The 20487-nt window shown below is 70.3% G+C and carries 15 protein-coding genes and 1 tRNA gene; 4 read left to right on the top strand and 12 right to left on the bottom strand.

All coding sequences use genetic code 11. From position 1 onward, the window contains the following. Positions 1–29 precede the first annotated feature (29 nt). Positions 30–1487 (top strand): aldehyde dehydrogenase family protein, encoded by a 1458-nt coding sequence (locus ACIOJE_RS20575; RefSeq protein WP_400777893.1) that lies wholly within the window; start codon positions 30–32, stop codon positions 1485–1487. A 151-nt stretch (positions 1488–1638) separates the two neighbouring features. Here the strand turns inward: ACIOJE_RS20575 and ACIOJE_RS20570 are convergent, their stop codons facing one another. The 4 genes from ACIOJE_RS20570 to ACIOJE_RS20555 form a co-directional block, all read right to left on the bottom strand. Then, positions 1639–3471: a bifunctional UDP-sugar hydrolase/5'-nucleotidase gene (locus ACIOJE_RS20570; RefSeq protein ID WP_280674365.1), complete on the bottom strand. Its 1833-nt coding sequence runs from the start codon at positions 3469–3471 to the stop codon at positions 1639–1641. Between the two features lie 327 nt (positions 3472–3798). Continuing rightward, a complete protein-coding gene (locus ACIOJE_RS20565) occupies positions 3799–4260 on the bottom strand; it encodes a hypothetical protein (protein WP_400777763.1) in 462 nt (153 codons plus the stop codon). Next, positions 4247–5890, bottom strand: coding sequence for a substrate-binding domain-containing protein (locus tag ACIOJE_RS20560; protein ID WP_400777891.1), 1644 nt, complete (start codon positions 5888–5890; stop codon positions 4247–4249). The genes ACIOJE_RS20565 and ACIOJE_RS20560 overlap by 14 nt, the downstream gene beginning before the upstream one ends. An 8-nt stretch (positions 5891–5898) precedes the next feature. Continuing rightward, positions 5899–6987, bottom strand: coding sequence for a hypothetical protein (locus ACIOJE_RS20555; RefSeq protein WP_400777762.1), 1089 nt, complete (start codon positions 6985–6987; stop codon positions 5899–5901). A 281-nt stretch (positions 6988–7268) separates the two neighbouring features. Here ACIOJE_RS20555 and pyk point away from each other — a divergent pair, with 281 nt between their 5' ends. Next, on the top strand, positions 7269–8699 hold the full coding sequence (gene pyk, locus ACIOJE_RS20550) for a pyruvate kinase (RefSeq protein WP_280674361.1): 1431 nt from the start codon (positions 7269–7271) through the stop codon (positions 8697–8699). A gap of 45 nt (positions 8700–8744) precedes the next feature. Here pyk and ACIOJE_RS20545 read toward each other — a convergent pair whose 3' ends face one another. Both ACIOJE_RS20545 and ACIOJE_RS20540 read right to left on the bottom strand, forming a co-directional pair. Further along, entirely contained in the window at positions 8745–9533 is a 789-nt protein-coding gene (locus ACIOJE_RS20545; RefSeq protein WP_280674360.1) for a helix-turn-helix domain-containing protein, read from the bottom strand. Positions 9534–9634: 101 nt separating this feature from the next. Further along, positions 9635–9720, bottom strand: a tRNA-Leu gene (locus ACIOJE_RS20540). A gap of 62 nt (positions 9721–9782) precedes the next feature. Here ACIOJE_RS20540 and ACIOJE_RS20535 point away from each other — a divergent pair. Further along, entirely contained in the window at positions 9783–10469 is a 687-nt protein-coding gene (locus tag ACIOJE_RS20535) for an ANTAR domain-containing response regulator (protein WP_400777760.1), read from the top strand. 58 nt (positions 10470–10527) lie between these two features. On the opposite strand, the gene ACIOJE_RS20530 is transcribed toward ACIOJE_RS20535, so the two are convergent. From ACIOJE_RS20530 to ACIOJE_RS20505, 6 genes are all read right to left on the bottom strand, one after another. Then, positions 10528–11244 (bottom strand): ABC transporter ATP-binding protein, encoded by a 717-nt coding sequence (locus ACIOJE_RS20530; RefSeq protein WP_280674358.1) that lies wholly within the window; start codon positions 11242–11244, stop codon positions 10528–10530. Further along, entirely contained in the window at positions 11241–12050 is an 810-nt protein-coding gene (locus ACIOJE_RS20525; RefSeq protein WP_280674804.1) for an ABC transporter ATP-binding protein, read from the bottom strand. Before ACIOJE_RS20525 ends, ACIOJE_RS20530 begins: the two co-directional genes overlap by 4 nt. 8 nt (positions 12051–12058) lie before the next feature. After that, a complete protein-coding gene (locus tag ACIOJE_RS20520) occupies positions 12059–13987 on the bottom strand; it encodes a branched-chain amino acid ABC transporter permease (protein ID WP_400777757.1) in 1929 nt (642 codons plus the stop codon). Positions 13988–13992: 5 nt separating this feature from the next. Further along, the gene (locus ACIOJE_RS20515) at positions 13993–14922 is read right to left on the bottom strand and encodes a branched-chain amino acid ABC transporter permease (protein ID WP_280674356.1); all 930 of its coding nucleotides are present in this window, start codon (positions 14920–14922) and stop codon (positions 13993–13995) included. Positions 14923–15174: 252 nt separating this feature from the next. Continuing rightward, a complete protein-coding gene (locus ACIOJE_RS20510) occupies positions 15175–16413 on the bottom strand; it encodes a branched-chain amino acid ABC transporter substrate-binding protein (RefSeq protein WP_280674355.1) in 1239 nt (412 codons plus the stop codon). Between the two features lie 593 nt (positions 16414–17006). Next, on the bottom strand, positions 17007–17471 hold the full coding sequence (locus tag ACIOJE_RS20505) for a hotdog fold thioesterase (RefSeq protein WP_280674354.1): 465 nt from the start codon (positions 17469–17471) through the stop codon (positions 17007–17009). A 297-nt stretch (positions 17472–17768) separates the two neighbouring features. Here ACIOJE_RS20505 and polA point away from each other — a divergent pair, with 297 nt between their 5' ends. Further along, on the top strand, positions 17769–20471 hold the full coding sequence (gene polA / locus ACIOJE_RS20500) for a DNA polymerase I (protein ID WP_400777889.1): 2703 nt from the start codon (positions 17769–17771) through the stop codon (positions 20469–20471). Positions 20472–20487 lie beyond the last annotated feature (16 nt).

Genomic DNA, 20487 nt, shown 5'->3' with positions numbered 1-20487 from the left:
ACGCCCCGATCCGGCACGAGAGGGTTCAGATGTCGTACTTCTCCGAGTTGGCGCTGCAGTACATCGACGGCGAATGGTGCAGCGGCAGCGGCTCCTGGGACATCGTCGACGTCGATCCGTACACCGGCGACAAGCTCGCCACCGTCACCGTGGCCACCGTCGCCGAGGTCGACCGGGCCTACCGGGCCGCCGAACGGGTGCAGAAGCAGTGGGCCGCCACCAACCCCTACACCCGCCGGCTCGTCTTCGAACGCGCGCTGCGGCTGGTCGAGGAGCGCGAGGCGGAGATCACCCGCGCCATCATGGTCGAACTCGGCGGCACCGCGCTCAAGGCCGGCTTCGAACTCTCCCTGGTCAAGGACATGCTGCGGGACTGCCTGCACCTGTCGGTCAGCCCGGAGGGCCGGCTGCTGCCCTCGACCGCGGACGGCAAGGAGAACCGCCTCTACCGGCTGCCGGTCGGCGTCGTCGGCGTGATCAGCCCGTTCAACTTCCCGCTGTACCTCTCGATCAAGGCCGTCGCCCCCGCCCTGGCGCTCGGCAACGGCGTGGTGCTCAAGCCGCACCAGGAGACCCCGGTGGTCGGCGGCACCCTGATCGCCAAGCTCTTCGAGGACGCCGGCCTGCCGGCCGGGCTGTTCAACGTCGTGGTCACCGACATCGCGGAGATCGGCGACGCGTTCATCGAGCACCCGGCGCCCAAGGTGATCTCCTTCACCGGCTCCGACCAGATCGGCCGGCACGTCGCCACCGTCGCCGCCGCCAACTTCAAGCGGACCGTGCTCGAACTCGGCGGCAACAGCGCGCTGATCGTGCTGGACGACGCCGACGTCGACTACGCCGTGGACGCCGCCGTGTTCAGCCGCTTCGCCCACCAGGGCCAGGTCTGCATGGCCGCCAACCGGGTCCTGGTCGACCGCGCGGTCGAGGCCGAGTTCACCGCGAAGTTCGTCGCGAAGATCGCCTCGCTCACCGTCGGCGACCCCAAGGACCCGGCCACCCAGATCGGCCCGCTGATCAACACCGTCCAGGCCGACGCCATCACCGCCCAGGTCGACCAGGCCGTCGCGGCCGGCGCCACCGCGCTGCTGCGCGGGTCCACGACCGGCAGTCTGATGGACCCGGTCGTCCTCACCGGCCTGGCCGAGGACGCGCCGATCCTCAAGCGCGAACTCTTCGGGCCGGTCGTGCTCGTGGTGCCCTTCGACGGCGAGGACGAGGCCGTCCGGATCGCCAACGACAGTCCCTTCGGGCTCAGCGGCGCGGTGCACACCGCGGACGTGGAGCGCGGCGTGCGGGTCGCGCACCGGATCGAGACCGGCATGATCCACGTCAACGGCGGGACCATCGCCGACGAGCCGGGGGTGCCGTTCGGCGGGGAGAAGAACTCCGGGATCGGGCGGCTCAACGGGGAGTCCACGGTGGACGCGTTCACCACGGTGAAGTGGATCTCCGTCCAGCACGGGCGGACGGTCTTCCCGTTCTGAGGCGGCACGTTCTGCGGCATCACGTTCTGCGGCGTCACGTTCCGGCGTTGCGCCCAGGCAGCGCAGGCCCCCGGCGGTAACCGCCGGGGGCCTGCCCGAACTCGCAGCGCGACGTCGGTTGACGCGGTTCGGTCGAGTGCGACCGCGGGGGCTAGAAGACCGGCTGGCCGGCGCGGACCAGGCGCCAGGAGTCGGTGAAGAAGTCGGCCGGGTCGATGACGCCCTTGGCCTTCACCCAGGCGATCATCGTGTTGCGGATCTCGTCGGAGTTCGACCAGACCAGCTTGGCCTGCGCCACGTGCGGGAAGTTGCCGCCGCCGTTGGCACGGTAGTTGTTGACCGCCAGGACGAACTGCGCGGCCGGGTCGATCGGCTTGCCCGCGAAGGACAGGTTGAGGATCCGCTGGCCCTTCGGCTGCGCGATGTCGATGTCGTAGCTCAGGCCGTACACCGAGTCGTAGTTGTAGTCCGGCGTGGTCTCCGCGCCGGTCAGCGCGTCCTTGTCGACCGGCGCGCCCGGGGCGAGCTGGTTGTAGTACTTGGCCGAGAACTCCAGGTAGTCCTTCAGCTGCGCGCCCGTCAGGACCCGGGCCTCCAGGGTGTTCTCGTAGATGTACAGGCCCGCCGCGTCGCGCAGCTTCACCTGGCCCGCCGGGATCAGCGCGGTGCGGTTGAACGGCGCCGCCTGCGCCAGCACCGGCAGGTTGGCGTACGGCCCGCCCGCCAGCGCCGTCTTCACGGCGTCCGCCTGCACCCGGCCGATCAGGTCGATGATCGGGGTCGCCTTGAAGCGCGACTCGGCGATCGACAGCTCCGTCTTGCAGGTGCCGATCAGCTGGTTGACGTACGCCACGACCTTCTTGTGCTGCTCGGTGAGCGCGTCCACGATCTCCGGGTTCTCCGGCACGGTGTTGGAGTTCAGCACCCGCGAGGAGACCGAGAGGACCTTCCAGGCGCCGTCGGCGAACTCGACCTCGAAGTCGAAGCAGCTCAGGCGCTGGCCCCAGCACAGCGGCTCGGAGAGCACCACGGTCTTGCCGGTCTGCTTGTTGACGATCAGCCGCTGCGGCACCTCCTTGTGGGTGTGGCCCACCAGCACCGCGTCGATGCCCGGCACCTTCTCCGCCATCTCGCCGGAGGCGTCCTCCGGCCAGGGCAGCTGGTCGCCGTAGGTGGTCGGCTCGTCGATACCGGAGTGCGCCGACACCACGATGACGTCCGCGCCGGCCGCCTTCATCCGCGGCACGTACTTCGCCGCCGTCTCGACGATGCCCGGGAAGACCATCTGGCCGGAGACGTTGGCCTTGTCCCAGATCGCGATGCCCGGGTTGGTGAGGCCGAGGATGCCGACCTTCAGCGGCCGGCCCTCGCCCAGCCGCAGCTCCTTGATCACGTACGGCTTGAAGGCGGGCTTCTCGTTCTTCGCGTGCAGCGCGTTGGCGCCCAGCAGCGGGAACTCCAGCTGGTCCTCGAAGGCCTTCACGGTGGGGATGCCGTAGTTGAACTCGTGGTTGCCGAGCGCGGCGGCGTCGTAGCCCATGAGGTTCATGGCGACGGCCATCGGGTGGTCGGGCACGGTGTCGGCGTCGGTGGCGATCGGCTCGATCCGGGCGTAGTAGTAGGTCAGCTGGGTGCCCTGGATGATGTCGCCGGAGTCGATCAGCAGGCAGCGGTCCCAGCCCTTGTCCTCGCGGACCTGGTTGGCCAGGGTGGAGATCTTGGCGAGGCCGACGTCGTTGTGCGCCTTGTCGGCGTAGACGGCGTCGGTGAAGTAGTCCCAGTTGAGCACCCGGCCGTGCAGGTCGGTGGTGCCCATGACGGTGAAGGCCTGCTGGTGGCTCTTGCGCTTGCCCTTGGCGGCCGCGGTGTCCGGCTCGGCGGCCGCGGCGGCGGGGGCGGCGGCGACGACTGCTCCGCCGGTCAGAGCGGCGCCGGCGGCGGTGGCGGCGGACCGGGTGACGAAGTCACGGCGGTTCAGGGGCATGGACGACTCTCCCGGGTGGGGACTGACGGGCCGATGGCCCGTCAACTGGTGTTCGGTAGCGCGCGTGGACGTGTCGACGCGCGTAGAGGGACGCGCGTAGAAGTGTGCCGTGCGGCCGGGCCGATGGGTAGCCCTCCGACGTTTCCAACAGGTGAGATCTTGGCGACTCGTTCGTGACGCGGATGTGCGGAGGCCGGGGTGGTAGAGAGCGGCGGGGGAGCGGCGGCGAGACCCGCCCGGGGTCGGGCCCGAGGCCCGTTCACCCCGGTCCGCCCCCTGGCCCGTCCGCCGGCCCTCCCCCGGCCCGTCCCCCCGGTCCGCCCCCCGTCAGTCCAGCTCCGCGACCAGCCGCCGCACCTCGCGGCCGAGCTCCGCCTCCGGATCCGGCGCGTCCGCTCCCGCCCACGGCCGCCAGGTCAGCGCCCGCAGGTACCCGGCCACCGCCACCGGCAGCCGGTGCCGCACGATCTCCCGCGGCACCGGGCCCGGCCCCACCGTGCGCAGCGCCGCCAGCAGGTCCGCCACCCCCGCCGAGGCGGGCAGTGGCACCGTGGCCAGGTACTCGGCCAGCGCCGTGAGTTCGGGATCGGGCCCCGGCCTCGGATCGCGTTTGGGCGTCAGCAGCGCGCCCGCCCCGTACAGCCCCGCCACCACCGCCGGCCACCACGCCCCGCCCAGCCCGGCGAAGTGCAGCCCCAGCCCCACCGCGCCGCCCCCGCAGCCGACCAGGTTCCGGGTCGACTCCAGGTACCGCAGCACCTGCCGGCCGAACCCGTCACTGGTAGCCACGAATCTCCTCGAACACCCCGTCCAGCGACCCCGCCCCGTCGAACAGCTTGCCGCCGCTCACGTCCGCGATCCCCTGCAACTGGCTCACCGCCGCCTCCCCGAACTTGATCGGGAACACCGGGATCGACTTCTGCCAGGCCGCCAGCCCGTCGTGGAACCGCTTGAAGTCCCCGTCCGTGGCACCGACGTTGCTCTCCCCGTCGGTCATCAGCACGATCGACGTGAACCGGTCGTCCCCCGCCGCCGACTGCTGCCGGCCGATCACCCGGTACGCCTCCTCCAGCGAGTCGTACACCGCCGTGCCCCCCGACGCCGACAGCGACTGCACGTCCGTGTTGATCGAGGCCAGCTCCGTCTCCGGCCCCGGCTGGCTTCCCGAGGCCGGCACCGCGTGCGTCTTCGTCCACTTCACGTTCGACGCGAAGGAGATCAGCGTCACCTCCTCACGGTTGCGGAACCGGCGCACCCCCCGGGTGTCGTCCGTCCCGGTCAACCGGCCCAACGCCGACTTCAGCGCCGAGATCCGCGAACCCTCCATCGACCCCGAGGTGTCCAGCACGTACACCGTCCGGGACGGCCGCCGCAGGTCGTTCTGGTACGAGGCCAGCAGCCCGTCCGCCACCGCCCGGCTCCCCGGGAACGGCAGCTCCCGCCGCCGGTCCGACGGCAACCCCGCCGCCGGTGGCACCCCCGGCGCCACCGGACGGCGCAGCGTGACCTCGGAGATCCGCTTCTGCACGTCCTCCTTCAGGAGGTACGCCGTCAGCCGCTGGAACGAATCCCGCTCCCGCTGCGCCGAGGAGGACAGCAGCGACAGCGGATAGTCCGCCGACACCACCCCGTCCAACGGGCGGATCACCGTCAACTGCTGCTCCGGCGGCAGCGACTTGTTCATCGACAGCAGCACCGACTCGTAGTTCACCAGCGCCCCGACCATGCCCGGCTCCGCCCGGGTGTACGCCTGCGCCAACCAGCCCGAGGAACCCGAGGTCAGCTTCTGGCCGGTGAAGAACCGCTTCAGCGACGGCGTCGCCTTCTGCACGTCCGCCTCCGACAGCGCCGAACCCGCACCCGAGAACGCCGAGGCCACCGCCACCAGCGTCGAGAAACCCGAGTTCGACCGGGACGGATCGGCCATCCCGTACGACAGCTTCCCGGCCGACGCCGCGTCCCCGATCTGCGCCCAGGAGACCTTCGAACCATCCCCCCAGCCGAGGTCGTCGAGGACCGACGACCGCACTCCCACGGCCACGGGCGAGACCATCACCGGTGTCTCCGACAGCACCTTCGACTTCCCCGTGTCGTCCAACCGCAGATACTGGTTGGACGGGAACCACACCGCGTCGTACTTGCCGTCCGCCCGCCCCGAGGACACCGCGTCCGCGCCGTCCAGCGACCCCGTCCAGGAGAACTGCACCGTCACCCCGGTCGCCTTCCTGGCCTCCTCCAGGATCGGCGCCAGATCCTGCAGCTCGCTGCCGGCCAGCACTCGCAGCACCCCCGGCTGCGCCGTCGCCGCCGGCGGGTCGGACGGCTTGGGGCCGGACGACGTGCCCCCGCCGGAGGAGGTGCAGGCGCTCACCGCCAGCAGGGCGGCCACTGCGGCGACCGGCCAACCCCGGCGCTTCATCGGGATGTTCACTTCTTGCTCCCCTTGGCCGCCGCGATCAGCTTGGTCAGGTTGTCCAGCGACGGCACCGTCGGCTGCTTCACCTTCGCCGCCGTGAGATCAGGGGCGAAGACCGGCTTCTTGTCCTTCATCAGCTCGGCGAAGGCCCCCGGACTGGCCTGCGGGCGGAAGCCGAACCTCGCCTCCAGCCGGCGGAGCACCTCGTCGTCCTGCAACAGACCGGCGAGCTTGCGCCCGTTCTCCGTCCGCGCCACCACCGTGTGGTCGGAGTAGATCGTGGTGTCCGGATACAGCACCACCATGTCCCCGGTCGACTGGCCCCGCAGCGCCAGCTCGGCGACCTGTGACTCGTAGGCGAAGACCAGCGGATTGCCGACCCCCGCGCCGAAGTCCTTGAACGGCTCGTCGCTGCTGCTCTTCTGCCCGCCCTGCATCGCCGTCGCCGAGCGCAGCACGTCCTTCGAGGCGTCGATCCCGGCCTGGTCCGACACCACCTGGCGGTTGTTCAGGATGTACGACAGCAGCGCGACGTACATCGCCCCCGAGGACGAACTCTCCGGATCGGTGGTGGTCACGAAGATCGGGCCGCCCAACTCGGGATGGGCCGACGAACCCGCGAGGTCCGGCCACTGGCGGCCCGCCTTCAACGCGGCCACGTAGTCGTCCATCCGGAACGTCCAGACCTTCGAATCGTCCACCGTCGCCAGGTTGTTCTGCCTCAACACCTGCGCCACCGGCTCGTGCGCCACCACGACCAGCGGCGAGTAGAACGGCACCAGCGGCGAATCCTGCAGGCCCCAGTTGGCCTGGATCGCCCTGGCCGGCGCCGTGCTCGCCGGGAAGGCGAAGTCCAGCCCGCTGCCGTCCTTCGCCTGCTCGCTCATCGTCCACGAACCGGCCGAGTCGGCCCGCACCTCAAGCCCCTGCTTCGCCAACTCGGCCTTGACGTCCGGGTTCTCGAAGAAGGCGCGCTTCTCCGAACCGATCAGTCCGACGACCGTCGCCCGCTTGGCGTCCGGCTTCCCGTCCGGGATCAGCGCGTACGTCACCCCGCCCAGCAGGGCCAACGCCGCCAACACCCCCAGAGCGCGTCTCATACCGAACGCCTCCCCCTCGTCCGCTACGTCGTCCGGGTGGTCACCCGGGGGTGACGAGCGTCCCGCCGGGCGGGGAGCGGCGGCCGAACCAACGGTGAACCAGGGGTGAACACCCCTTCACGGGTTCGCATCGGCGGGCCGATCGGCACCGCCGCCCGGGCAGCCGCTCGCACACCGGTCCGAGGATGTGTCAGATTGTTCAACTCGCCTTACGGCAACGGTCATCCCGCCGTCCGGACCCGCGTCGTGGTTACGCGCCGGTAATGCCTACCCTCAGCAGTATGCGCCGAGCAAAAATCGTCTGCACCCTCGGGCCGGCCACCGACTCGTACGACCAGATCAAATCCCTGGTCGACGCCGGAATGGACATCGCCCGCTTCAACCTCAGCCACGGATCCCACGCCGAACACGAGGAACGCTACCGCCGCGTCCGCAAGGCCGCCGACGAAACCGGCCGCAGCGTCGGCATCCTCGTCGACCTTCAAGGCCCGAAGATCCGGCTCGACACCTTCGCCCACGGCCCCGTACTTCTCGAACGCGGCGACGAGTTCACCATCTCCACCGACAACGGCGTCGTCGGAGACAAGGACATCTGCGGCACCACCTACCCCGGCCTCGCCGCCGACGTCACCCGCGGCGAACGCATCCTCGTCGACGACGGCCGGGTCGCCCTCGAAGTCGTCGAGGTCGACGGACCGCGGGTCCGCTGCCTCGTCATCGAAGGAGGCCTCGTCTCCGACCACAAGGGCCTCAACCTCCCCGGCGTCGCCGTCTCCGTCCCCGCGCTCAGCGACAAGGACGTCGCCGACCTGCGATGGGCGCTGCGCACCGGCGCCGACCTGGTCGCCCTCTCCTTCGTCCGAAGCGGCCGAGACATCGAGGACGTCCACCGGATCATGGACGAGGAGGGCCGCCACGTCCCGGTCATCGCCAAGATCGAGAAGCCGCAGGCGGTCGACAACCTGGAAGCCATCGTCGACGCCTTCGACGGCATCATGGTGGCCCGCGGCGACCTGGGCGTGGAGATGCCCCTCGAACAGGTCCCGCTCGTCCAGAAGTGCGCCGTCAAGCTCGCCCGGCGCAACGCCAAGCCGGTCATCGTCGCCACCCAGATGCTCGAATCGATGATCAACACCTCCCGGCCCACCCGGGCCGAGGCCTCCGACGTCGCCAACGCCGTCCTCGACGGCACCGACGCGGTGATGCTCTCCGGCGAGACCTCCGTCGGCAAGTTCCCGGTCGAGACGGTCAAGACCATGGGCCGCATCATCGAGGCCGCCGAGACCGACATCCTCGCCGCCGGCCTCCCGCCCCTCACCGCCGGCAGCAAGCCGCGGACCCAGGGCGGCGCCGTCGCCCGCGCGGCCGCCGAGATCGGCGACTTCCTGCACGCCAAGTACCTCGTCGCCTTCACCCAGTCCGGCGACACCGCCTGCCGCCTCACCCGCTACCGCTCACCCATCCCCGTCCTCGCCTTCACCTACGAACCCGCCGTCCGCAGCCAACTCGCCCTCACCTGGGGCGTCGAGACCTTCCTCGGCCCCTTCGCCCCGACCACGGACGAGATGGTCGAGCAGGTGGACGCGGCGTTGCTGTCGCTCGGCCGCTGCCAGAAGGGCGACATCGTCGTCATCACCGCCGGCTCCCCGCCCGGCCTCGCCGGCTCCACCAACCTCGTCCGCGTCCACCACGTGGGGACGCTGGACGGCTGACCGGAGCGGCGCGGCCCTTCCGAGGGGAGGGTCGCGCCGCCGCCGTCAGTACTTGGGGCCGATGTGGGCGTCCATGAGGGCGACGGAGTCCTTGCGGGCGATGGAGATGTTGACCTGGCCGGTGGGGCGGGGGATTGAGGCCTTCCACTGGACGCCGACGGTGTCGAGGGTGGCGGTGAAGAGGCCGATGATGTCGGTCGAGGTGTTGGTGAAGAAGTAGCGCGGGTACTCGTAGCGCTTCTTGACGCCGCCGGCCGTGCGGATGGTCCAGTTGGTGATGCGGCAGCCGTCGGAGTGGATCAGGCCGCGCAGGAACTCCCAGGGGTGGGCGTCGACGATCTCCTGCTGCCAGGGTTCCAGGGCTATGGTGCGTTCGTGCTTTTTGCCGGGACCGTGCTGGGGGAAGTGGCAGGTCAGGTGATTCGAGTAGAGCTTGACGTCGTGACAGCCGGTCCGTCGTACTCTGCAGGGCTTGTTCCTGGGAAAGACCAGGAGCATGGCGTTCTCGACGGAGTCGGTGATTCCCGGCCAGTGATCGTCACAGGTGATCTGAAGGCTCTGCGTCCTGCGGTACTCGTTGGGGAGCAGGATGTGGCCGTCGCCGAGGTAGAGGCCGAGCAGGTAGGCGTAGGCGCGGCGGTCCAGGTCGTCGCCGTAGCAGTGCATGCACGCGGAACGCTTGCGGCCGGGGAGCTGATGGCGTTTGGCGAGGTCTTGATGCTTCCACCAGGAAACCGTGCCAGGAGAGACCCGGAGTCGTCGGGCGACATCGGCATTGGGTACACCTCGACGGAGGAGGTGCACGGCTTGTTCGCGCACGGAGAGAGACGTCATGTGCGTCAGATTGAGGCGCGCCAAGCTGAATGGTGGACCCTTTTGATGTGATCCACTAGATGAGGTGAATTTCCCGCAGCCTGGGAATGTGAGGAAAAATATGGTGCCGAGTGTGGGATTCGAACCCACACGCCCTTTCGAGCAATCGCTTTTGAGGCGATCGTGTCTGCCCTTCCACCAACCCGGCAAGTTCGCGCCCGTGAAGGATACCCTGTGAGCGCTGTTGGGCGCAGCTAGGTACCCTCGTGCATGCAGTACCCCGCCGGAACTAGGAGCCCCGTGAGCACCGCCGACGAGCAGGCACAGCCGCTTGAGACCGATTCGCCCCAGATCACTCGGATTGTGATCGCCGAGGACGAGGCGCTGATCCGTCTCGATCTCAAGGAGATGCTCGAAGAGGAGGGTTACACCGTCGTCGGGGAGGCCGGGGACGGGGCGACGGCGGTGAAGCTCGTGGAGGAGCTGCGGCCGGACCTGGCGATCTTCGACGTGAAGATGCCGGTGCTGGACGGGCTCTCCGCCGCTGAGCAGATCCACGACAAGCACTTGGCGCCCGTCCTGATGCTGACCGCGTTCTCGCAGCGGGAGCTGGTGGACCGGGCGCGGGACGCCGGGGCGATGGCGTACATCGTGAAGCCGTTCAGCAAGTCCGACCTGGTGCCGGCGATCGAGATGGCGGTGTCGCGGTACACCGAGATGCGGGCGCTGGAGAAGGAGATCGGGGATCTCACCCAGCGGCTGGAGACCCGGAAGCTGGTGGACCGGGCGAAGGGCGTGCTGCAGACCAAGTTCGGACTGAACGAGCCGGCCGCGTTCCGGTGGATCCAGAAGACGTCGATGGACCGTCGGATGACGATGGCCGCGGTGGCCGAGGCGGTCATCGAGGAGGGCGAGGCCCAGGACCGCAAGAAGGCGGACGAGGGCAAGCCCGAGTAGCGGTGAGGACGATGGGCCCGGCAGATGCTTCTGCCGGGCCCATCATGTGTCCGGAGGCTCAGTCCTCGCCGAGGTAGGCCTTCCGTACGGACTCGTCGTGCAGGAGGTCGGCGCCCGTCCCGGACAGGACGATCCGGCCGGTCTCCATGACGTAGCCGCGGTCGGACAGCGAGAGTGCCGCCTGGGCGTTCTGTTCGACGAGCAGGATGGTCGTCCCGGCGGCCTTGAGTTCGACGATGGTCGCCATGATCTTCTGCATCATCAGCGGGGACAGGCCCATGGAGGGTTCGTCGAGCATGAGCAGTTTGGGCCGGGACATCAGCGCCCGCCCCATGGCGAGCATCTGCTGCTCGCCGCCGGAGAGCGTCCCGGCGGCCTGGCGGCGGCGTTCGCCGAGGATGGGGAAGAGGCCGTAGGCCCGTTCCACGTCCGCCTGGATGCCCGGCGTGTCGGTGCGCAGGAAGGCGCCGAGGAGGAGGTTCTCCTCGATGGTCATGCGGGGGAAGATGTGCCGGCCTTCGGGGGAGTGGGCGAGGCCGAGGGCGACGATCTTGTGGGCGGGGATCCGGTCGAGGTCCTGGCCGTCGAAGGTGAGGCGCCCCGCGGTGGGCTTGAGGAGCCCGGAGAGGGTGCGCAGGGTGGTGGTCTTGCCGGCGCCGTTGGTGCCGATGAGGGTGGTGACCTCGCCCTGGTTGACGGTGAAGCTGATGCCCTTGACGGCTTCGATCTTGCCGTAGGCGACGCGGAGGTCCTCGACCTCGAGGAGTGCGGTCACTGGTCGGTCTCCGTAACGGCCGGGGTGGTGCCTTCGAGCGGGGCGCCGAGGTAGGCGGTGATGACGCGTTCGTCGTTCTGGACGGTTTCGCGGTCGCCCTCGACGATCTTCTGGCCCTGGACGAGGACGGCGGTGCGGTCACAGAGGTTGAAGATGAAGCGCATGTCGTGCTCGATGACGAGGATGGAGACGCCCCGGTCGCGGATGGCGAAGACGAGTTCCTCGGCGGCGCGGGTCTCCTGGGGGTTCATGCCGGCGGTGGGTTCGTCGAGCAGGAGGAGGCCGGGGTCGGAGGCGAGGGCGCGGGCGATCTCCAGCTTGCGCTGTTCGCCGTAGGGGAGGTTGCGGGCGAGGTGGTCGGCCTTGTCGGCGAGGCCGGTGAAGGCGAGGAGTTCCATGGCCTTCTCGCGGCTCTCGGCTTCGGCGCGGTGGTAGCCGGGGCCGCGGAGGATGGCGGAGAAGATGCCCTCCTTGGTGCGGGAGTGGCGGCCGACGAGGACGTTCTCCAGGACGGTCATGTTGGCGAAGAGCCGGATGTTCTGGAAGGTGCGGGCGATGCCGGCCTGGGTGACGAGGTGGGGTCTGGGGGGCAGGAGGGTGCCGCGGTAGCGAACGGCGCCTTCGGTGGGGACGTAGAGGCCGGTGAGGCAGTTGAAGAAGGTGGTCTTGCCGGCGCCGTTGGGGCCGATGAGGCCGATGATCTCGCCTTCGCCGACGGTGAGGCTGACGTCGTTGACGGCGGTGAGGCCGCCGAAGCGCATGGTGACGCCGGTGACTTCGAGCAGGGGTGTGGCGGTGGTGGTCATCTGGGTGGTCACGCCCCTGCCTTGGTGAGTGCGGCGTCGTCTCCGGTGGGCTGGGCCGGGATGGCGGCCTCGTGGAACTCCAGTTGCCGGCGCCGGTTGGGGATGAGGCCTTCGGGGCGCACGCGCATGAGGATGATCAGGGCGGCGCCGAAGGCGAGCAGCTGGTAGTCGGAGAGGAATTCGAGCTTCTTGGGGATGAGGAAGAGGAGAGTGGCGCCGGCGAGGGGGCCGCTGATGGTGCCCATGCCGCCGAGGATGACGGCGGCGAGCAGGAAGGCGGAGTTCGGCGGGAGTGCCTCGGCGAAGGTGTACTGGTCGGGGGTGACGGTGTAGCTGACGTGGGCCTGGACGGTGCCGGCGAGGCCGGCGAGGCAGGCACCGAGGGCGAAGGCCAGGAGCTTGAGGCGGAAGCCGTTGATGCCCATGGCCTCGGCGGCGGTCTCGTCCTCGCGGATGGCGACCCAGGCGCGGCCGATGCGGGAGTTGCCGACCCGGGCGAAGACGAGCACGACCAGGGCGGTGACGAGGAGCATCAGCAGGTAGTAGTTGGAGAAGCGGCCGAGTTCGATGCCGGCGACGGTGTGCGTCTTGCCGAGGTCGAAGCCGAGGATCTCCAGGTCGGGGATCCGCGGGATGCCGTTGGAGCCGTTGGTGACCTTGGGGCCGGTGGTGCCGTTGAGGTTGAGCATGGTGATGCGGAAGATCTCGCCGAAGCCGAGGGTGACGATGGCGAGGTAGTCGCCGCGCAGCCGCAGGGTGGGGGCGCCGATGAGGACGCCGAAGACCATGGAGACGGCGGCGCCGGTGAGCATCGCGGCCCAGAACGGGAACTGGACGTGGATGGGGGAGGCGGGGGAGCCGGAGACGAGGGCGGCTGCGTAGGCGCCGACGCCGAGGAAGGCGACGTACCCGAGGTCGAGCAGGCCGGCGAGGCCGACGACGATGTTGAGGCCGAGGGCGACGGTGGCGAAGATCAGGATGTTGGTGGCGACGGAGGTGTACTGGTCGCTGGTCTGGGTGAACGGGAAGCTGGCGGCGGCGGCGAAGGCGGCGCCGGTGGTGACCGGGCGGTGCTTGACGGTGAGGGCGCGCAGCCGGGCGAGCAGGCCGGACCTGGTGAGGGCGGGGACGACGAAGGCGGCGAGCAGCAGGTAGCCGGTGAAGAGTTCGCCGTACTCGGTGTCGATGCCGAAGGTGATCGCGAAGAGTCCGAGGCCGAAGGCCAGGACGATGATCAGGACCTCGGCCCAGGAGGGGAGTTGGCGGGGCGCGGGCAGGGGTCGGGCGATGGTGCCCAGGCGCAGCCAGGTGTTGGCGAGGTGGCCGAGCTGGAGGAGCAGGACGGCGCCGGTGGCGAGGGCGAGGGCGCCGGCGAGGGCGGTCATGACGGGGGCGACGGGTTGGTCGCCGGGGATGGCGTGGGCGCCGAACCAGCCGAGGGGGGCGGCGGGGACGAGCAGGAACAGGCGCCGGTCGAGGGTGCGCAGCGGCACGCGGGTGCGGCGGTCGAGGGGGAGGCCGAGGGCGCCGAGGACGGTGAGGAGGCCGCCGGCGGCGAGGATCCAGCCGCCGGGTTCGAGGTTGGCGAGGCCGCCGAGTTCGACGGCGATGGCGGTGACGGAGAAGACGCTGACGGCGAGGGCGCCGGTGGCGGCGTAGAGGACGGCGTTGTGGCTGCTGATGGGGGCGGCCCAGCGCAGGCCGGGGGTGCCGTGGGTGGCGAGGAGTAGGACGAGGGTGAGGAGTCCGGCGGTGAGGGCGAGCCATTGGAGGCCGGCGGGGGAGCCGGCGTAGGTGAGGTCGCCGGGGAAGTCGGAGGTCCAGGTCCAGGGGAGGGCGGCGGAGGCGGCGGTGGTGAGGGCGCCGAGGCCGGTGAGGGCGGTGGCGGCGCGGGCCGGCAGGGGGATGACCGGGGTGGTTTCGGTGGTGGTGGTCATGGTGGTCACGCCCTGTCCGAGACGCGCTCGCCGAGCAGGCCTTGGGGCCGGACGAGGAGCACGAGGATGAGGAGTACGAAGGCCCAGACGTCCTTCCAGGCGCCGCCTCCGAAGAGGTGCATGCCGGGGAGGTGCTGGATGTAGCCGGTGGCGAGGGCTTCGGCGAGGCCGAGGGCGACGCCGCCGAGCATGGCGCCGTAGATGTTGCCGATGCCGCCGAGGACGGCGGCGGTGAAGGCCTTGAGGCCGAGGATGAAGCCCATCCGGAAGTCGACCTGGCCGCTGCGCAGTCCGTAGGCGACGGCGGCGACGGCGGCGAACGCGGCACCGATGGCGAAGGCCATGACGATGATGCGGTCGGTGTCGATGCCCATGAGCTTGGCGGTGTCGGGGTCCTGGCTGGTGGCCTGCATGGCGCGGCCGGAGCGGGTGCGGGTGACGAACCAGCCGAGGGCGAGCATGCACAGCGGGGCGGCGATGATCAGGAAGAGGTCGCTGCGCTGGATGGTGACGGAGCCGAGGCTGAAGGGGTCGCCGGGGAGCTTGGGGAAGACGCGGGCCTTCTTGGCGTCGGGGTAGAAGGAGAAGACGAGTTGCTGGAGGAAGATGGACAGCCCGATCGCGGTGATGAGGGGGGCGAGCCGGGGGGCGTTGCGCAGGGGCCGGTAGGCGAAGCGCTCGGCGGCGACCGCGGTGAGGGTGGAGACCAGGATTCCGGCGATCAGCATGAGCGGCAGGGCCAGCCACAGGGTGGTGCCGCCGGGGAGGGCGAGGTAGGCGGTCAGGGCGCCGAAGCCGCCGACCATGACGATCTCGCCGTGGGCGAAGTTGATGAGCTGGACGATGCCGTAGACCATCGTGTAGCCGATCGCGACGAGCCCGTAGAGGGCGCCGAGGATCAGGCCGTTGGCCAGCTGCTGCGGTAGGTCGTGCACCGCTGGGCCTCCGTAGTGCGTTCGGGGTGTCCGCGTGGGTGGTGGATGTGGGGGCGCGCGGGGGCACTCGTGGCGTCCCCGCGCGCTGTGGTGCCGGTGTGTTCGGGTGGTGCGGGTGCGGCCGGGCCGTCGGGTGGCCCGGCGGTTGGCCGGGGTGGCCCGGTCCTCGGGCGGTGTGACCGCTGGGGCCGGGCCGGTGGCCGGTGGGTCCGGGCCGTCGGCCGCTGGGGCCGGGCCGGTGGCCGGCGGGGCTCAGCCCTTGAAGGTGCCGGACTTCTCCACGGCCCACTTGCCGTCCTTGACGGTGTAGACGGTGAGCTGCTTGTTGGTGGTGTCGCCGAACTCGTCGAAGGAGACCGTGCCGGTGACGCCGTCGAAGGAGACCTTCTGGACGGCGTCGACGACGGCGGCGCGCGGGTTGGCGGGCAGCTTGCCGCCGTTGCCGGCCACGACGTTCTTGACGGCCTGGACGATGGCCCAGGCGCTGTCGTAGGAGTAGCCGCCGTAGGTCTCGTAGGCGTCCTTGTAGCCGGCGGCCTTGTAGTCGGCGATGAACTTGGCGGCGGTGGGGAGCTGTTCGACGGGCAGACCGACGGCGGTGGCGAGGTCGCCCTGGCTCTTGGGGTTGAGCTTGATGAAGTCGCCGCTCTGGATGCCGTCGCCGCCCATCAGCGGGATGTTGACGCCGGCCTCCTTGAGCTGGAGGGAGAGCGGGCCGGCAGCGGGGTACTCGCCGCCGAAGTAGACGGCTTCGGCGCTGGAGCTCCTGACCTTGGTGACGATGGCGGAGAAGTCGCGGTCGTCGGGGTTGACGTGCTCCTCGCCGACGATGGCGCCGCCCAGCTTGGTGAACTCGCCCTTGAAGGTGGCGGCGAGGCCGGCGCCGTAGGTCTTCTGGTCGTCGATCAGGAAGACCTTGGTCTTCTTGGCGTCCTGGCTGAGGTACTGGGCGGCGAAGGGGCCCTGGACGGCGTCGGTGGTGGCGGTGCGGAAGTAGGACTTGAAGGGGCGCTTCTTGTCGCCGCTGGCCCACTTCTCGCCCTGGCTGAGGGCGACGCCGGTGTTGGCGGGGGAGATCTCGGCCAGGTTGGCGTCGTTGAAGATCTGCTGCATCGACTGCGCGACACTGGAGTTGAGGGGCCCGACGACGCCGAGGACGCTGTTGTCGGAGACGAGCTGGGTGGCGTTCTGCTGGCCGGGGGCGGGCTTGCCGGTGTCGTCGAGGGCCTTGATCTGGAACTTGACGCCGGGGACCTCGTTCTGCTCGTTGGCCTTCTTGATCGCGAGGTCGACGGAGTTGCGGATGCCGAGACCGAGGGCGGAGAGGTCGCCGGTGAGCGGGGCGTCGACGCCGATGGTGACGGTGGTGGTGGAGCCGCTGTTGCCGCCGCCCCCGTCGGCGGACTTCTTGTCGCCGCGGGAGCCGCACGCGCTGAGGCTGAGGGCGCCGATCACGGCAATGCTCACGACAACTGCTGAACGGTGACGCACGAGGGTCCCCTTCGGGTCGGGAGGCGCCACGCCTGAGTGGCGGGAGCCGGGGATGCGCGGAGGGCCGGGCCCAATCCGGTGGCGCGGTGACTGGCCGTGACTCTAGATGCCCCTGGGCTGCTCGGGCAGTGGTGTGGCGAGGCTGTGATTCTCTTGTTATGAGCACACGGAGCAGTTGTCTCACCATGTGGTCGTTTCGGCCCGACCGATCCGCCGATGTCGGGCATGTACGGGCTGTTGGGGCGATGTAAGGGCCGGAAATGGGGGATGTTGCTGTCCCCGCCGATAATCGGACGCCAGCGTCCGGTGTGCTCGTTCCGACCGTGCGCGTCCGAATTTCGGACGCCGGGGGAACGGTGAAGGGGTTGCGGGGTTTCCTTGGGCCTCGAGACAGGCCGTTACTCGGATTTCCTGGCTGTTACACAGCGTTACAGGCGTGGAATGTCGGCGTGGAACCGTGCCGACCGCGCCCGGACATGCCGCCGCCCCCTTGTCTGGATCAACGCCTGCCCAGGGCAGGTGAAGGTCAAACAAGGGGGCGGCCAAGGGATGTGATGATCCGTCGGAAAGCCGGAGAGGGCCCCGGCGCGGGATCAGAGGTCGCGCAGCATGCAGGTCAGCCGGCAGCTGGTGACCCGCTTGCCGGTGTCGTCGGTGATCGCGATCTCGTACGTGGCGGCGGTGCGGCCCTTGAACACGGCCGTCGCCACCCCGGTGACCAGCCCGGAGGTGGCCGAGCGGTGGTGGGTGGCGTTGAGGTCCACCCCGACCGCGTACCGGCCGGGACCGGCGTGCAGCATCGCGCCGATCGAGCCCAGCGTCTCCGCCAGTGCCGCCGACGCCCCGCCGTGCAGCAGCCCGTACGGCTGCTGGTTGCCCTCCACCGGCATGGTGCCGACCACCCGGTCGCCGGAGGCCTCGACGATCCGGATGCCGAGCTTCTCGCCGAGGTGGCCGCCGGAGAAGGTCTCCGGGTTGACGCCGAGCTTGGCGAAGTGGTCCAGCACGTCCTGCGGGACGTTCAGGACGGGGGCCGCGTCGGGGGCCGCGTCGGTCATGGGGAACTCCTGCCGCTCGGGGGTCACGTCGTCGTGCTGCCTGTGATGGTACGACCGTCCTACTCGGCGGTAGCGGCCGCGCCCGGGGGTTGGCGTGGCGGTCCCCGGGCGAGCTCCCCGGCGCGGCGCCGCCGCCCGCGCCCCGCGCCCGACCGGCACGGCGCCCCTTTTGTCGGTGCCGGGCCATAGGATCGGTGGCCGGTAGTGGAATCGGCAGGAACGGACGTTGACGTGGCTACGCAGAGTACGGACAAGGGCGCGACGGGTGGCGGCGGGGCCGGCCCGCGGCCCCGGCTGATGCTGCTCGACGGGCACTCGATGGCCTACCGGGCCTTCTACGCCCTGCCCGTGGAGAACTTCAACACGGTCACCGGCCAGCCCACCAACGCGGTCTACGGCTTCGCCTCGATGCTCGCCAACACCGTCCGGGACGAGCAGCCCACCCACCTCGCCGTCGCCTTCGACCTCTCCCGGCAGACCTTCCGCTCCGTCGAGTTCCCCGACTACAAGGCCAACCGGGCCAAGACGCCGGACGAGTTCCGCAGCCAGGTCGGCCTGATCGGCGAACTGCTCGACGCCATGAGCATCCCCCGGATCACCGCCGAGGGCTTCGAGGCCGACGACATCATCGCCACCCTGGCCACCGCCGCCGAGGCGGCCGGTTACGACGTCGACATCGTCACCGGCGACCGCGACTCCCTCCAGCTGGTCACCGACCACGTCACCGTCCTCTACCCGACCAAGGGCGTCTCCGAACTCACCCGCTACACCCCGGAGAAGGTCGCCGAGAAGTACGGCGTCACCCCGCGCCAGTACCCGGACCTCGCGGCCCTGCGCGGAGACCCGTCCGACAACCTGCCCGGCATCCCCGGCGTCGGCGAGAAGACCGCCGCCAAGTGGGTCAACCAGTTCGGCTCCTTCGACGAACTCGTCTCCCGCGCCGACGAGGTGAAGGGCAAGATCGGCGAGAAGCTGCGCGACCACCTCGACTCGGTCAAGCGCAACCGCGTCCTCACCGAGCTCGTCCGCGACGTCGAACTCCCGCTCGGCGTCGGCGACCTGGCCCGCGCGCCGTTCGACCGGGACGCCGTCGGCACGCTCATGGAGTCGCTGGAGTTCCGCAACGCCAACTTCCGCGACCGCGTCTACGGCATCGACCCGGCCGCCGGCGGAGAGGAGGCCGCGGCCGAACTCGCCCCCGGCGTCGAGGTCGACGGCGAGCTGCTCACCGACCCGGGCACGCTGGCCGCCTGGCTCCGGGAGCAAGCCGCCGACACCAAGGCCCCGGTCGCGCTGGCCGCCGTCTACCAGTGGGCGCTCGGCAGCGGCGAGGTCACCGAAGTCGCCCTCGCCACCGGAGAGTCCGCCGCCTGGTTCGACCCGGCGCAGCTCGCCGAGGAGGACGAGCGGGCCTTCGCCGCCTGGCTCGCCGACCCGGCCGCCCCCAAGGCCCTGCACATCGCCAAGCAGGTCATGCGGGCCTTCGCCGAGCGCGGCTGGACCATCGAGGGCGTTGTCGCCGACACCGCCCTCGCCGCCTACCTGGAGAAGCCCGGCCGCCGCACCTTCACCCTGGAGGTGCTCGCCGAGGAGTACCTGGCCCGCTCGCTCACCCCCGCCCCCGCCACCGAGGACGGCCAACTCGCCTTCGACGCCCCGGAGGAGGCCGGCGACGTCGACGCGGAGGCGGCCCGCGCCCAGGCGCTCATGCTCCAGGCCCGCGCCGTCCTCGACCTCGCCGAGCTCTTCGACACCCGCCTGGCCGAGGTCGGCGCCACCGGGCTGCTGCGCGACATGGAGTTGCCCATCGCCGCCCTGCTCGCCCGGATGGAGCGCTACGGCATCGCCGCCGACGGCCCCTGGCTCACCGGCCTGGAGGCGCAGTTCGCCGCCGAGATCCAGCGCGTGGTCGAGGAGGCGCACGCCGCCGCCGGGCGCGAGTTCAACCTCGGCTCGCCCAAGCAGCTGCAGGAGATCCTCTTCGGCGAGCTCGCCCTCCCCAAGACCAAGAAGATCAAGACCGGCTACACCACCGACGCCGACGCGCTCACCTGGCTCGCCACCCAGACCGACAACGAGCTGCCGGTCATCCTGCTGCGCCACCGCGACCAGGCCAAGCTGCGCACCACGGTCGAGGGCCTGCTCAAGACCGTCTCGCCCAAGGGCCGGATCCACACCACCTTCAACCAGATGGTCGCCGCCACCGGCCGGCTCTCCTCGCAGGACCCGAACCTGCAGAACATCCCGGTCCGCACCGAGGAGGGCCGCGCCATCCGCCGCGCCTTCATCGTCGGCGAGGGCTACGAGTCGCTGCTCACCGCCGACTACTCGCAGATCGAACTGCGCATCATGGCCCACCTGTCCGAGGACGAGGCCCTGATCGAGGCCTTCGCCACCGGGGAGGACCTGCACACCACCGTCGCCTCCCAGGTGTTCGAGGTCCCGGGTGCCGCGGTGGACGCCGAGATGCGCCGCAAGATCAAGGCGATGTCCTACGGCCTCGCCTACGGGCTGTCCGCGTACGGGCTCTCGCAGCAGCTCGGCATCAAACCCGCCGAGGCCCAGGGCCTGATGGACACCTACTTCGAGCGCTTCGGCGGCGTCCGCGACTACCTGCGCAGGGTCGTCGACGAGGCCCGCGCCACCGGCTACACCGAGACGCTGCTCGGCCGCCGCCGCTACCTGCCGGACCTCAACAGCGACAACCGCCAGCGCCGCGAGATGGCCGAGCGGATGGCCCTCAACGCCCCCATCCAGGGCTCGGCCGCCGACATCGTCAAGATCGCCATGCTGCGGGTGGACGAGGCGCTGCGCGCGGCCGGCCTCACCTCCCGGATGCTGCTCCAGGTGCACGACGAAATCGTGCTGGAGCTGGCCCCGGGCGAGCGCGAGCGGGTCGAGGCGATCGTCCGCGAGCAGATGGCCGGCGCCTACCCGCTGCGCGCCCCGCTGGACGTCTCGGTCGGCGTCGGCGCCAACTGGGAGGCCGCCGCGCACTGACGGATCGCCGTCGAAC

The organism is Kitasatospora sp. NPDC087861, assembly GCF_044742585.1.
Classification (GTDB): Bacteria; Actinomycetota; Actinomycetes; order Streptomycetales; family Streptomycetaceae; genus Kitasatospora.
The sequence above is the reverse complement of the archived record's forward strand: the minus strand, read 5'-3'. Positions and strand labels throughout refer to the sequence as shown.

Excerpts from the sequence above, each read along its gene's own strand:
- polA (WP_400777889.1), top strand. The coding sequence starts at position 17,769 with ATGCTGCTCGACGGGCACTCGATGGCCTACCGGGCCTTCTACGCCCTG.
- ACIOJE_RS20520 (WP_400777757.1), bottom strand. The coding sequence starts at position 13,987 with ATGACCACCACCACCGAAACCACCCCGGTCATCCCCCTGCCGGCCCGC.
- ACIOJE_RS20535 (WP_400777760.1), top strand. The coding sequence starts at position 9,783 with ATGCAGTACCCCGCCGGAACTAGGAGCCCCGTGAGCACCGCCGACGAG.
- pyk (WP_280674361.1), top strand. The coding sequence starts at position 7,269 with ATGCGCCGAGCAAAAATCGTCTGCACCCTCGGGCCGGCCACCGACTCG.
- ACIOJE_RS20570 (WP_280674365.1), bottom strand. The coding sequence starts at position 3,471 with ATGCCCCTGAACCGCCGTGACTTCGTCACCCGGTCCGCCGCCACCGCC.
- ACIOJE_RS20525 (WP_280674804.1), bottom strand. The coding sequence starts at position 12,050 with ATGACCACCACCGCCACACCCCTGCTCGAAGTCACCGGCGTCACCATG.
- ACIOJE_RS20505 (WP_280674354.1), bottom strand. The coding sequence starts at position 17,471 with ATGACCGACGCGGCCCCCGACGCGGCCCCCGTCCTGAACGTCCCGCAG.
- ACIOJE_RS20575 (WP_400777893.1), top strand. The coding sequence starts at position 30 with ATGTCGTACTTCTCCGAGTTGGCGCTGCAGTACATCGACGGCGAATGG.
- ACIOJE_RS20555 (WP_400777762.1), bottom strand. The coding sequence starts at position 6,987 with ATGAGACGCGCTCTGGGGGTGTTGGCGGCGTTGGCCCTGCTGGGCGGG.
- ACIOJE_RS20545 (WP_280674360.1), bottom strand. The coding sequence starts at position 9,533 with ATGACGTCTCTCTCCGTGCGCGAACAAGCCGTGCACCTCCTCCGTCGA.
- ACIOJE_RS20560 (WP_400777891.1), bottom strand. The coding sequence starts at position 5,890 with ATGAAGCGCCGGGGTTGGCCGGTCGCCGCAGTGGCCGCCCTGCTGGCG.